Below are 13,466 nucleotides of genomic sequence, written 5' to 3'. Positions count from 1 at the left end.
TGAATTGCTTCAATATGAGCTAAAAAGACAGCTCATTATCTTGGATACTTGCTTTGTTTCTGAGCTCTTTTTTCAGCGTAAGCTCCGGCTACTGATTAGAGGTTTGCTGCACCAGATCGGCAACCTCCTGCTTTAGCTGCGGCAGGTAATCTGCCAAACCTGCTTTGTTGTTAGCATACCCAATCTGTACCTGTCGGTTATCGATGCGGTACTCTAGTAGCCCCTGCGTTGCTTCTGTCAGATAGTAGAGCTTCAGCGGTGATGTGGCAGTAGACACTGCATAGGTGCGGAAAACAAAGTCGTTGGTGATGCGGTGCTGCGTGGGAGCACGATTATCCAGGTAGCGTTGCGTAACCACGGTATCGAGGTGCACGTTGCTTTGTATCTGGTAAATAGTTTTAATATTCCCCTCCGGAAATTCCCACTTCTCCACCTGGTGGTTCCCGAACCGGCGGTTGCTATAAGTAGCCTGCGACAAATCCATGTGAGCGACTACTGCAAAAAGCTGCAGGTCGTTTTCTACCGTTTGCAACGAGGGAGACGGAGAGCCGCTGTCGCTGATGTAGTACTGGCCATCCTGCTGCAGTTTCGATAGGTTTTGGGCGAGGTCCTGCTGCAGCTGCAAAGAGTCAGGAACTACAAGCAGAAGCAGCGAAGTAAGTAACGGCAGAACAGGATGTAAGAGGAATAGCATAAGTAATGTTGTGGTTTTACTTCCTTTACTCAAAAGTCGTGCTAAAAGCTACAAGCTGGAATTGTCCACTACAGTCCAGTTGATGTTGCCGTTGTTCACGCTATACTTCAGTAGCAGGTAGCCGCCGTTGTGGCCGTCCTCATAATAAGCCAGGGCATAGCGGTCGTTCAGAATACGGCTGTCGCGAATAGCCATCGAACCACCTAGCGTTCCTGAGGCAGGTATTAACTGTCGCTGCTTCCGGTTCAGGTCATTCATCAGGTCTGACTCCGGGTTGCGCAGTCCTTTTTGCTGCAGCTTTTGAATATCACTTTCGCTCAGGGAACCCAGTTCATCAACAAACGCCGCTCCGGCCGGGGGCACCAGGCCCATCGTGTCTGGCGGCAGGGTTATGTCTTCCAGTGAGTCAGCGGTTTGCTGTTCCTGTTCCAAGCGGTTGTCGATTTTCTCCACCTGCCTGTTGGCAATGGCCAGGCGGCTTTTCGCCTCATGCATCTGCAAATAAAAGTAGAGGGCCAGAAACAGGAAAAGGCCGGCTAAGATCCAGGGTAGTATATTTTTCATACTTGTTTTACGTTGCGGATTGATGCTTAATGTAAGTTATACCTGGCCTCCTGCAAAAAGTATGGCCAGCTTATACTATTCTGCAAAAGCCAAAGCCTGCCTCAGAGCGAGGCAGGCTTTGGTTATACTTAGGAAACCAGGCCTGATAGTTAGATGGCCTGCGTGACGTCGAAGTTCTCGAGGTAATCTGCTACGCGGCGCACAAACATGCCGCCCAGCGAGCCATCTACTACCCGGTGGTCGTAGGAGTGCGACAGGAACATGAAGTGGCGAATGCCGATCAGGTCGCCTTCCGGCGTTTCAATCACAGCAGGCTTCTTTTTAATAGCGCCTACGGCCATGATGGCTACCTGCGGCTGCATGATGATGGGCGTACCCATTACGTTACCAAAAGAGCCAACATTTGATACTGTATACGTGCCGCCTGACAGATCATCTGGCGTCAGCTTATTGATGCGGGCGCGGTTGGCCAGGTCATTCACCTTTTTTGTCAGCCCGTTCAGGTTCAGTTGGTCTGCATTCTTGATGTTGGGCACGATCAGGTTGCCACTTGGCAAGGCAACGGCCATCCCGATATTGATGTCTTTGTGGCGGATAATATTGCCTCCGTCTACCGACACGTTAATCATCGGGAAATCTTTGATCGCTTTGGCGATGGCGTCGATGAAGAGGGGCGTAAAGGTCAAGTTCTCGCCTTCGCGCTTTTTATAGTCGTTCTTCCACTTGTTGCGCCAATTCACCAGGTTGGTTACGTCCGCTTCCACAAATGAGGTAACGTGTGGCGAAACGCGCTTGCTCTCCACCATGCGGTCAGCAATCATTTTGCGCATGCGGTCCATCTCGATAATCTCGGCATTGCCACTGTAGGAAGCAGCCGGTTTAGAGGCAGCTGCCTGTGGCTGCGGAGCCGGAGCTGCTGCCGGCGCCTGTACTTGCGGCTGTGATGCTGGCGCACTTGCCTGAGAGGCAGCCGGTTGCTGTGGTGCCTGGCCCCCACGGCCCGCTACATAGGCCAGGATATCTTTCTTGGATACGCGCCCTTCGCTGCCAGTACCGGGCACAAACTCCAGTTCCTGCATCGAAATGCCTTCCTCGCGGGCAATATTGAGTACCAGTGGCGAGTAAAAGCGGCCGGATGCAGGTTGGTCTAATTTAGCAGCTGCTTCGCCAGACGTGGTGGAGGCAGCCTCTTCCTGCTGTGGCGCTACTTCATTTGCAGGAGCGGCAGGTGTTTCGCTGGCGGCCGGAGCGGTACTGCCGGTGTCTTCGCCATTCGTGGAAATGATCGCAATGGGAGCGCCCACAGCTACCACATCGCCTTCTTTTACCAGTATCTCCTTCAGTACGCCACCTTCTATTGCAGGTACTTCTGTGTCCACTTTGTCTGTAGCTACTTCCAGTACCGATTCGTCCTGCTCAATCGTATCACCTACATTCTTGAGCCATTTCAGAATGGTACCTTCCATGATACTCTCGCCCATCTTGGGCATAATCATCTCTACAAGTGCCATATATGTCGTTATTCGTCTATTATTAGCTGCCCTCCTTGCTTAAAGGCAGTGGAGTCGAGGCAGAGGAGGCTGATTTTTCACAACCTTTTGCCCATGTAGCATTCATGCCGACTACTGAACAAAGTTAAGGATTTTAGTCTATTCCTCAACGGTGGCAGGCAAACTTTGGCGGATCAGGTTCAGCACCGCCATGGCCGTATACTCGATATTAAGCAGCCGGTCTTTGTTGAATTGCAGTAGCTTGGCTTCTGTTTTATACTTGTCAGCATACGCTATCCAGATGGTGCCCACCGGTTTATCAGGAGTGCCGCCATCCGGACCGGCAATGCCGCTGGTTGCCACCCCAATGTCGGTGCCGAACTTCTGCCGCACGTTTTCGGCCATCTCCCGCACTGTGGCCTCACTTACGGCACCATGCTGCTGTAGGGTTTCAGGTTTTACGTGCAGCTCCTGCTCCTTTACTGCATTATGGTATGCAATGATGCTGCCCTGGTAGTAGGCAGAACTGCCGGCTACACTTGTGATCTTGTGGGCCAGGTAACCACCCGTACAACTCTCGGCTGTGGCAATGGTCAGGCCGCGTGCCTGCAGCAACTGACCTACGGCTTGCTCCAGTTTTACTTCGCCGTAGGCAAAAATATAGCCCGGAATAATGTGGGGCAGCTTGCCTACTTCGGCCTGCAGCTGTGCATTTAGCGTTTCCGCATCAGTGCCCTGGCCGGTCAGGCGCAGGCGCACGCCGCCCAGGTGAGGCAGGTAAGCCAGTTTCAGGTGCGGGGGCAGGCTGGTTTCCCAGTTTTCCAGTTTAGCGGCAAGTATAGATTCAGCTATACCGAAGGTCTGCACGACTTTGTGCATAATCTCCGGTGTTTGAAAGTGTGCCTTCAGCTTTGGCAAAACACTGTCGGTCATCATGCGCTTCATCTCGAAGGGAACCCCCGGCATGGAAACAAACACTTTGCCATCCTGCTCGAACCACATGCCCGGGGCGGTGCCCAATACGTTGCGAATGGGGGTGCAGGCCTCCGGCAGAAAGGCCTGCTGCCGGTTCAGTTCCGTTATCTCCTGGCTCCGGCGGGCGAAGATTGCCGCTACATCCTCCAGCGAGGGCGCATGCAGTTTCAGGGAAGTATGGAAGTAGTCCGTCAGCACGTTCTTGGTCAGGTCATCTTTGGTAGGGCCCAGGCCACCGGTGAGCAGGATAATATCGGCACGCGTCTTCGCTTCGTCGAGCGCCTGCACAATATGGTCGGGGTTGTCGGAGATGGAGGTGATCTGCTTTACTTTTATACCTACCTTCGTGAGTTCGGTGCCCATCCAGGCGGAGTTGGTATCTACGATCTGCCCGTACAGGATCTCGTCGCCGATGGTGATAATCTCCGCAATAACTGCTTTCATAAATATTTGGTCTGATTTGTGCGTAGGTTACAGAAACTGTTTCAAGTTAAAGATGTTCTGACGATATGAAAAAACAAGTATACGCATATGCGCTGGCCCTTGCCCTGGGTGCCTCTGCCTGTACAGTAGCCGACGTGCAACGCACCATGGACGGCGTTCTGGCCGGTACAACTGCCGGCGGGCCAGTGACGACCAGCGAAGTAGCTTCCGGGCTGAAGCAGGCACTGGAAGTAGGTATAAAAAGCGGTGCCAGCCAGGCCGCCCAAACCGATGGCTATTACCGGAACCCGCTCATCCGCATTCCTTTTCCGGAAGATGTGCAGCGGGTGGAAAACACCCTCCGCAAAGTAGGCCTCGGCAGCGAAGTAGATAAGTTTGTGCTGACACTGAACCGCGGCGCGGAAGATGCTGCCCAGAGTGCTGTTCCTATCTTCCTGAGCGCCATCAAGCAAATGACCATTGCCGATGCCTGGGCCATACTTCGGGGAGATAAAGACGCTGCCACGCAATACCTTAAACGTACTACTTCCCAGCAGCTGTACGATGCTTTTAACCCGGTGATGGTTAAATCGCTGGAGAAAACAAATGCGACCCGCTACTATACTAACATTGTGAGCGAGTACAACAAGATTCCGCTGGTGCAGCAGGTAAACCCCGACCTGGATGATTATGCCACTAAGAAAGCCATTGACGGCTTGTTTACGCTCGTAGCGCAGGAGGAGGCAAACATCCGCGAGAACCCGATAGCGCGCACTACAGAGTTGCTGCGCCGCGTGTTCTCAAAACAAAGCTAGTCCCCAAAGTTACATACTTTTACTAACAGAAGCACCCGCTTTACTCAGAAGTAAAGCGGGTGTTGCTTTTTATGGAACATAAAGGCCTCAACGAAAGTACAATACAGCAAATTTTACCTGACGCGCCATTCTAGTACAGAATAAACACTATGGAAAACAAACGGATCAAGTACACCCCTCTCATCAAGGAAAAAGACCTGGATGCTTTACTTGAGGAGATAGGAGATGCCCGCATTGTAATGTTGGGGGAAGGATCGCATGGCACGTCGGAATATTATACCTGGCGTACAGCCATCTCGCGGCGGCTGATAGAGGAAAAAGGCTTTCAGTTTATTTCGGTGGAGGGCGACTGGCCGGAGTGCTATGCCGTGAACCGCCTGATAAAAGGCTACCCCAACGCAGGCAGTAAGATAGCGGATGTGTTGCAGGTATACCGCCGCTGGCCTACCTGGATGTGGGCCAACTGGGAGGTAGCCGCCCTGGTAGAGTGGATGCGGGAATACAACAACCTGCGCACGATGGCGGATAAAGTAGGCTTCTTCGGGCTGGATGTATACAGCTTGTGGGAGTCGCTGGACCAGATCGTGAAGTACCTGGAGCAGAACGACGGACAAGCGGCCGAGGCTGCCCGTAACGCCATCAATTGCTTTGAGCCCTATAACCGCGACCCCCAGTACTATGCGCAGGCTACTGCTTTTGTTCCTACCGACTGCGAGCAGGAAGTAATTGACATGCTGCAGCGGGTATCCAAACAACGGACCTTTACCGATGACCCGGAGCAGGACTTTAACACGAAGCAAAATGCGCTGGTAGCTACCAATGCCGAGCGCTACTACCGGGCAATGATACAGGGTGGCGCCGGCTCCTGGAATGTGCGCGACAGCCATATGATGGAAACACTGGACCGCCTGTTGGAACTGCACGGGCCAGAGTCAAAAGGGATAGTATGGGAGCATAACACGCACATCGGCGACGCCCGCGCGACCGACATGGCCGACGATGGCATGTTTAACATCGGGCAACTGGCCCGCGAGAAGTATGGGCTGGAGCAAGTGAAGTTAGTTGGTTTTGGTACATACCAGGGTTCCGTTATTGCAGGTAAAGCGTGGGGAGCACCCATGCAGAAGATGGAGGTGCCGCCTGCTCTAAAAGGCAGTTGGGAAGCCCTGTTGCACGACATCAACACCGACGACAAAATTATACTTACCCGGCACCTGCGGGAAATTCCGGAATTGCAGCAGCACATGGGCCATCGTGCTATCGGCGTGGTGTATGATCCCAAGTTCGAAGCATACGGTAACTATGTGCCCACCATTATTCCGGAGCGCTACGATGCCTTTATTTACCTGGATGAAACAGAAGCCGTGCACCCGCTGCACCTGAAAAACCGGGGCAACAAAGAGCCGGACCTGTATCCGTGGAACTATTAGCCCGGTGCCGACAGGCAAAGCTGTTACCGCAGCATGGCCTACATTGCATTACTAAAATAAGGGTTATATTTAGGCCATAAAGTTTCTTTCAATATAACCCCTCGCGTATTTATATGCTGAAATCTTCAGTACGACTCCCGCTGGGCCTGCTATGTGCTGCTTTGCTGCTTGGTAGCTGCCAGCAGAAATTAGCAACAGCAGTAGATCTCACTTCAACGGCAGAAGCAAAAGAGAGCCCGGCAGCAGTTTCCTGGTGGCTGACTACGCCGGATGGCGCCGCACTACTGTCGCAACAAGCCGCCCTCTCCTTTAAGGAACGGGAAAGCACCAATTCTAACATCATAGTAGATGACAGCAAGACTTACCAGACCATGGATGGGTTTGGCTATACTTTAACAGGCGGCAGTGCCCAAGTGCTCCACCAGATGAGCCCGGCTGCCCGGGCAGCTTTGTTGAAAGAGCTATTCGGTACCGGGGAGAAAAGCATTGGTATCAGTTACCTGCGCGTTAGCATTGGCGCTTCAGACCTGAATGACCATGTTTTCTCGTATGACGATCTGCCCGCCGGACAGACTGATTCAAGCATGGCGCACTTCAGCCTCGACCCGGACCGGGAAGCCCTAATTCCGGTGCTGAAGGAGATCCTGGACATTAATCCTGCTATTAAGATACTCGGCTCGCCCTGGTCAGCACCTGTTTGGATGAAAACGAACCATGATACCAGGGGAGGCAGCTTAAAACCTGAATATCAGGAGGCATATGCCCGCTACTTTGTACGGTACATACAGGAGATGAAAGCTGAGGGCATTCCAATAGATGCTGTTACAATACAAAATGAGCCCTTGCACCCGGGTAATAACCCAAGTATGCTGATGCTGCCGGAACAGCAGAAAAGTTTTATCAAGCAAAACCTGGGGCCAGCCTTCAAAGCGGCGAACATCAACACCAAAATTCTGCTCTACGACCATAACCTGGACCGGCCAGATTATCCGATCAGCATCCTGGATGATCCGGAGGCCAGGCAGTATGTGGATGGCTCTGCGTTTCATTTGTATGCCGGCACCATTGACGTGATGTCGCAGGTGCACGATGCGTACCCTGACAAAAAGCTATACTTTACTGAGCAATGGGTTAGCAGCGACCCTGGTACCCTGGAGGCCAATTTAGACTGGCATATCCGGAACCTGATCATTGGCGCGCCCCGCAACTGGAGCAGTACCGTGCTGGAGTGGAACCTGGCGGCAGACCAGAACCAAGAGCCACATACCGATAGAGGCGGCTGTAACATGTGTTTAGGAGCACTTACAATAGCAGGGGAGCAGGTAACGCGTAATCCGGCCTATTACATTATTGCCCAAGCTTCTAAGTTCGTTCGGCCCGGCGCTGTCAGAATTGCTTCTACTATGCCGGAGAGCTTGCCCAATGTGGCTTATAAAACACCCGCCGGAAACAAGGTGCTCATCGTACTGAATGCGAACAAAGCTTCTCAAACCGTTACATTCAGCAATAATGGCCGCTCTGTTAGCGCGGCGCTTCCAGGTGGCGCTGTAGGTACCTTTGTCTGGTAAAAAGTTAATTTCTGAGTTTTATGCATGCAGTATGTGGTGGCAACACGCAGTGGCGCTTTGTCCAAATCTTTCTTTTGTTTATACTTATAGGTAGCGCAGGCTGCAAAGGCGGCAGCGAAGATGATGCGACGGATGTGCCGGAGCCAACGCCATCCACTTCATCGCAGGTAGCCTTCTGGCTAACAAATCCGGATCGGTCTGCTTTGTTTGCCAGGCAAACTGCTGCGCTGAACTTTACAAGTATAAGCAATCAGCACCCGACCATTGTCGTGGATTCTGCAAAGACCTACCAGTCTATAGATGGCTTTGGCTATACTTTAACGGGTGGCAGTGCGTATGTGCTGCATCGGATGAAAGCCGCTGAAAGAGCTGCGGCGCTGCACGAGCTTTTTGCAACAGACGATAAGAATATTGGCGTCAGTTACCTGCGGGTAAGTATAGGAGCCTCCGACCTGAGCAGTTTTGCGTTTACGTATGATGATCTGCCCATCGGCCAAACAGACCCGGAGATGCAACAATTTAGCCTCGAACATGAAGAAACTGATCTGATCCCTGTTCTGAATGAGATATTGGCTATCAACCCCTCCATTAAAATACTTGGCTCTCCCTGGACGGCACCGGAGTGGATGAAGACGAACAACAGCTATGTGGGCGGTCATCTTAAACCCGAATATTATGATGCCTATGCCCGCTACTTTGTAAAGTATATCCAGGGGATGCAGGCGAAGGGAATTCCGATCGATGCTATTACGGTGCAGAATGAACCACTGAATCCGTACAATAACCCAAGCATGGAAATGTCGGCCGCTGAGCAGGCGGATTTTATCAAGTATAGTTTAGGGCCAGCCTTTAAAGCAGCAAATCTGGCTACGAAAATCATTGTTTACGACCATAATGCTGACCGGACAGATTACCCAATCACTATTCTGGAAGATCCGGAAGCAAATAAGTATGTAGATGGCACGGCTTTTCATTTATATGGCGGCAATATCGCTGCTTTATCAGCCGTACATCAGGCATATCCTGATAAAAACATTTATTTCACGGAGCAATGGGTTGGAGCGCCAAGCAACTTTAGCGGCGACCTGGCCTGGCATGTAAATAATTTGATTATTGGTGCTACCCGCAACTGGAGCCGCACCGTGCTGGAGTGGAATCTGGCGGCAGACCAGAACCAGGAGCCGCATACAAACGGAGGGTGCAGCAATTGCCTGCCTGCCGTTACGGTAAACAGCAACGGAACGGTTACCAGGAACACGGCCTATTATATCATAGCCCATGCGTCGAAGTTTGTGCGGCCGGGTTCCATCCGCCTGGACTCAAATGTACCGGCAGGGTTGCAGAATGTAGCGTTTCTAAATCCGCAAGGCCAGAAAGTGCTTATCGTGCTAAACACCAATACTGCTCCCCAAACATTTAATATAAGTTATAGAGGTAAGGCCGTCACCACCACCCTACAGCAAGGTGCTGTGGGAACATACGTGTGGTGAGTCTTTATGAAGAAGTTATAGTGCTGTTGACATAAAAACGGGCTCCGCTAAATCTTAGCGGAGCCCGTTTCTTTTTACAGCTTTAACTGGTTACTTCTCGATCATCTTGAATACCCGCACATAATCGACTTCCATGGCCTGCGGGAATACACTTTCGTCAACTCCTTGTGCACCGCCCCAATCGCCGCCCACGGCGAGGTTCATCAGCAGGTGAAACTTCTTGTCGAAAGGCCACACGGCGTAACCTTTGCCTTCGTTGATGAAGGTCAGCACTAATTGGTCGTCTATGTAGCCCCTGATGGCGTAGGGTGTCCAGTCCATGCGGTAAGTATGAAATTCGGTACTCGCCGTTGGCACTACTTTGCTGTTGCCTTTTTGTGTATTCAGACGATGGTTATAGGCATCAGTATGCACCGTGATGTGTACATTGTTCTGATCGTAGCCCACATGTTCCATGATATCTATTTCACCAGATTTTGGCCAGTCGCCGTAGGCCCAGTCAGTAGGAAGCATCCAGATAGCCGGCCACGTGCCCTTGCCTGTCGGCAGCTTCGCTCTTATTTCAAACCGGCCGTAGAGCCAATCGCCTTTGCCTTTGGTAACTAACCTGGCAGAAGAGTAGTTTTTGCCATTTGTGCTTTCCTTACGGGCGGTGATAGTCAGTTTGCCGTCGGCCACACTGGCGTTTCTGAGGTTGTCGGTGTAGTACTCCAACTCATTGTTGCCCCAGCCGGTTCCGCCTGTGTCATATCCCCATTTTGCCGGATCGGGCTGGCCGGTATAGTCAAACTCATCAGACCAGGTAGGAGTGTTCTCAAACGCCCACTGCTTATCAGCAGGTGCCTGAGGTCTTGGAGCAGGAGTATCCGGTGATGAAGGTTCTTTGCTTCCGGAGCAGGAGGTACCTGCAAGCAAAATGCCTAATGCAATGGTTAACAGCATAGGCTTGCTTTTCTCAGTGGCTTTAAAAAGATAATGCATCATAATGTATCAATTTGGCTTGGCGAGGCCAGTGAATGTAAAAGCCCGGAGCTTCTCACCTCCGGGCTTTGGATTACTTTTCTAATCTGAAATCGTCGAGGAAGAAAATGCCCGGTACGTAGTTGCCTTCGCCACCAACCTGAATTACGATGCGGTTCAGGTCTTTGCGGCTTACAACATCAGCAGCACTGAAATCGAAGGTCAGTTCTACCCAACGGTCTAACTGCGACACCTGCTGCTTGATCTCCACCTGATTTACCCAAGGCTGTGCGGAAGTGCCATCCTGCAGCTTCATTGACACCTGCTTGAGTAGGTTCTTGTTAGCCCAATCTTCGCCAGCGGCCGTGGTGAAGTCGTTGTAGCTTGGTACGTACACCAGCAGCTTGAAGACATGGCGGTTCGTCAGGTCGAAGTTATAGCTGAAGTCGGTGAACATGTTGGCAAACTCATAGTTCTTGCCATCCTGCTTCACATACATGGCTACTTTGGCCGAGGTATTAGGCGCTATCGGCGCAGGGTTGTCATAGTTTTCATTCAACAACAGGGCTTCCTTTTTCCAAGTGATATTGCCGTCCTGATCAAAGTTATCAAAGATATCATCCATCTTAATAGGCCTTGCCACTACTGGCGGCTCGTACCCTTTGCGGGCCAGGCGGTAGAACCAGGCGTTGCCAGGCACTCCTTTTTGTGAACTCATCAGGTACATCTCATCCTCAGACTGGCTTAAAATCTGGTATTTAGAAACACCCACATAATAAGCCAGGAAGCCATTGTTCGAGAGGTTCAGGTACTTTTTGCCGCCCTCTTCTGTAATGCTCCACTTCATGTCAGTTGGCGGTGTATAAGCTACCGTTACGTCAGCATCACCGTTTTTACCGCCCAGGTCAGCTGCGTAGCCGGCATTGGCATACGTGTCGCCGTGGTTGTTATAGGTATAGGTAAAGCCGTCCAGTTTAAACGTCATCTCGTCGTCATACACGCCTACGCCGGCCTTCTCGTTGATGCCTGCTGCCCACCAGTTAGAACTTGGATTGGCAGCCGTTGCGTCTCCAACGCCCAAATGGCCTTTAACGCCGCTTTCTATCACCCATGTTTTGCCATCTTCATCATCTGCTCCACCTGTCAGCATGTTGTAATCGTCTCTGTCGAGCAGGCTTACATCTGTGTTTTCGATGTGGATGGTTTGGGTGTTGGTAGCATAGCCGCCGCTGGTGAAAATCGTCAGCTTAACGGTGTAATCGCCTGCTACGGCGTAGGTGCCACTCACCTGGTTTCCATCTGCAACAGTGCTGTTGCCCAAGTCCCAGATAGCCTTAAAGGAGCCGGGCGTTTGGTTCGTGAAGTTGATAATGTTCGGGTTATCTGCACTTGGCGTTGCTGTAAACTTCACCATCTCGGAAGTGGGCAACGGGCCTAGTGAGGCATCCGGGTCATCGGGGCTACACGCGGTAACCGCACCAGCCAGCAGCGCAACAACCAGGAACTGGTATATTTTTGAAATACGATTCTTAAGTTTCATACTGTTTGGTTTAAGATTAATTATAACCAGGATTTTGTACCAGCTTGGTGTTCGTCAGTTCACCCAGCGGTATAGGTAAGATGTCGTTCACACCGGCTTTGTAGCCCATGGGAGCTAACACGGTAGCGGCTCTGCCTGTACGTACCAGGTCATACCAGCGGTGGCCTTCTGTAGCCAGTTCGAGGCGACGCTCTTTATAGATGTTTTCCAGCGTAGCGGCAACCGGGGCCAGCCCTACGCGGGCACGAACTGCATTCAGAAGTGCTGCCGCACGGTCTAAGTCGGTGCCGGCCTGCACCAGTGCTTCGGCTTCCATCAGGTAAGTGTCCGCCAGGCGGATCTCAATGTAGTCGTTCGGGTAGTTAAGCGGAGCGTCGCCGCCGCCGGTGCTCAACCACTCTGTTTTAGGCGCATACTTCTCAATAAAGTAACCCGTGTCGTCGAAGCTTGGCTCATAAGTGGCCCCCTCGATGCTCTTGATATCCAGCACGGTGGCATCGTAACGCGGGTCACCTTTCAGCGCATTTACCAGGTCAAGCGTAAGCGGGTTAAAGCCCCAGCCGGCCTCATAAATAGGGCCGGAGTAAGCTCTTGGTCCAAACATCTGCACGCCTACATTTCCTTCAAAGTTTGGCCAGCTTCCCCAACCACCATTGGCTACGGATGTATGCACGATTTCCAGAATAGATTCGCTGTTAAACTTATTTGCCGGGCTGAAGATAGAGGCAAAGTCGCTCAGCAGATGGTAGCCATACTGGCTGGTACCTCCCGGAGTTCCATTTACTTCTTTCAACTGATTTGCAGCTTCAGCCCACTTTTTCTCATACAAGTATACCTTGCCAAGCAGCGCTCTGCCTGTACCTTGCGTTATGCGGCCACCTTCGGTAGCAGCCGGAACAGTCATAGGTAGGTCCGGAATGGCCGCTGTCAGGTCTTCTTCGATCTGCGCGTATACTTCCTCCGGCGTGGCTTGTGGCTGATCAAACAGCTCATCCGTTGCCAACGGTTTTGTAAAAAGTGGTACGTTTTTGAAAAGGCGCACCAGGTCGAAATAGTAATAAGCACGTAAAAACTTTGCTTCAGCTGTATACCGTGCTTCGGTCGCGTCATCTAAGCCCGGTATACCTTCTGTGAGTTTAGATAGCAAGGTGTTGGTTCTCGAAACGCCCGTAAAGTTTCGGTTCCAGTATTCTCCCTGCGGCCCAATGGCTGGCGTAAGCGTATACCGGTTCCATGCCTGCCAGGTGCTCATGTCAGAGGGACCACCGCCACCTGCATAGGCGTCATCAGAAGCTGAATTTACAGCGCCAATGTTATGATAGGTGCTGCCCGCCTCCCAACCCAGTGGGTCATAGGCGGCTACCAGGCCGGTGTAGGCTTCTTCCGGATTTTTATAATAATTGGATTCCAGAATAGTGCCTTCCGGATCAACATCCAGGTAGTCATCGCTACAGGAACTGGCAAGTGGTAAACCCAGTGCCAGCAAGGCGATATATATATAATGTTTTCTTTTCATT

At 51.7% G+C, this 13,466-nt stretch carries 11 protein-coding genes; 4 read left to right on the top strand and 7 right to left on the bottom strand.

The features are described from left to right. Positions 1–88 precede the first annotated feature (88 nt). The 4 genes from ABDW72_RS09115 to ABDW72_RS09100 all read right to left on the bottom strand — a co-directional run bounded on the left by ABDW72_RS09115 (position 89) and on the right by ABDW72_RS09100 (position 4,167). Complete coding sequence (locus ABDW72_RS09115; RefSeq protein WP_347158235.1) at positions 89–694, bottom strand: hypothetical protein; 606 nt, start codon at positions 692–694, stop codon at positions 89–91. Between the two features lie 48 nt (positions 695–742). Next, a complete protein-coding gene (locus ABDW72_RS09110; RefSeq protein WP_347158234.1) occupies positions 743–1,258 on the bottom strand; it encodes a hypothetical protein in 516 nt (171 codons plus the stop codon). A gap of 149 nt (positions 1,259–1,407) precedes the next feature. Next, positions 1,408–2,769: a dihydrolipoamide acetyltransferase family protein gene (locus ABDW72_RS09105; protein ID WP_347158233.1), complete on the bottom strand. Its 1,362-nt coding sequence runs from the start codon at positions 2,767–2,769 to the stop codon at positions 1,408–1,410. A gap of 138 nt (positions 2,770–2,907) precedes the next feature. Beyond that, positions 2,908–4,167: a competence/damage-inducible protein A gene (locus ABDW72_RS09100; RefSeq protein ID WP_347158232.1), complete on the bottom strand. Its 1,260-nt coding sequence runs from the start codon at positions 4,165–4,167 to the stop codon at positions 2,908–2,910. Positions 4,168–4,232: 65 nt separating this feature from the next. On the opposite strand from ABDW72_RS09100, the gene ABDW72_RS09095 reads away from it, so the two are divergent. The 4 genes from ABDW72_RS09095 (at position 4,233) to ABDW72_RS09080 (ending at position 9,449) form a co-directional block, all read left to right on the top strand. Further along, positions 4,233–4,961, top strand: a complete 729-nt coding sequence (locus ABDW72_RS09095; protein WP_347158231.1) for a DUF4197 domain-containing protein — start codon at positions 4,233–4,235, stop codon at positions 4,959–4,961. 149 nt (positions 4,962–5,110) lie between these two features. Then, positions 5,111–6,391: an erythromycin esterase family protein gene (locus tag ABDW72_RS09090; protein ID WP_347158230.1), complete on the top strand. Its 1,281-nt coding sequence runs from the start codon at positions 5,111–5,113 to the stop codon at positions 6,389–6,391. 113 nt (positions 6,392–6,504) lie between these two features. After that, entirely contained in the window at positions 6,505–7,959 is a 1,455-nt protein-coding gene (locus ABDW72_RS09085; protein ID WP_347158229.1) for a glycoside hydrolase family 30 protein, read from the top strand. Between the two features lie 20 nt (positions 7,960–7,979). Next, entirely contained in the window at positions 7,980–9,449 is a 1,470-nt protein-coding gene (locus ABDW72_RS09080; RefSeq protein ID WP_347158228.1) for a glycoside hydrolase family 30 protein, read from the top strand. Positions 9,450–9,539: 90 nt separating this feature from the next. Here the strand turns inward: ABDW72_RS09080 and ABDW72_RS09075 are convergent, their stop codons facing one another. The 3 genes from ABDW72_RS09075 to ABDW72_RS09065 all read right to left on the bottom strand — a co-directional run bounded on the left by ABDW72_RS09075 (position 9,540) and on the right by ABDW72_RS09065 (position 13,465). Further along, complete coding sequence (locus tag ABDW72_RS09075) at positions 9,540–10,433, bottom strand: glycoside hydrolase family 16 protein (RefSeq protein ID WP_347158227.1); 894 nt, start codon at positions 10,431–10,433, stop codon at positions 9,540–9,542. A 70-nt stretch (positions 10,434–10,503) separates the two neighbouring features. Beyond that, positions 10,504–11,949 (bottom strand): PKD domain-containing protein, encoded by a 1,446-nt coding sequence (locus tag ABDW72_RS09070; RefSeq protein WP_347158226.1) that lies wholly within the window; start codon positions 11,947–11,949, stop codon positions 10,504–10,506. Between the two features lie 16 nt (positions 11,950–11,965). Continuing rightward, positions 11,966–13,465 carry a RagB/SusD family nutrient uptake outer membrane protein gene (locus ABDW72_RS09065; RefSeq protein ID WP_347158225.1) on the bottom strand — a complete coding sequence of 500 codons (1,500 nt, stop codon included), beginning with the start codon at positions 13,463–13,465 and terminating at the stop codon, positions 11,966–11,968. Position 13,466: the final 1 nt, after the last annotated feature.

Source organism: Pontibacter chitinilyticus (genome assembly GCF_039748935.1).
GTDB classification, from domain to species: domain Bacteria; phylum Bacteroidota; class Bacteroidia; order Cytophagales; family Hymenobacteraceae; genus Pontibacter; species Pontibacter chitinilyticus.
This window is presented reverse-complemented; position numbering and strand designations above follow the sequence as displayed.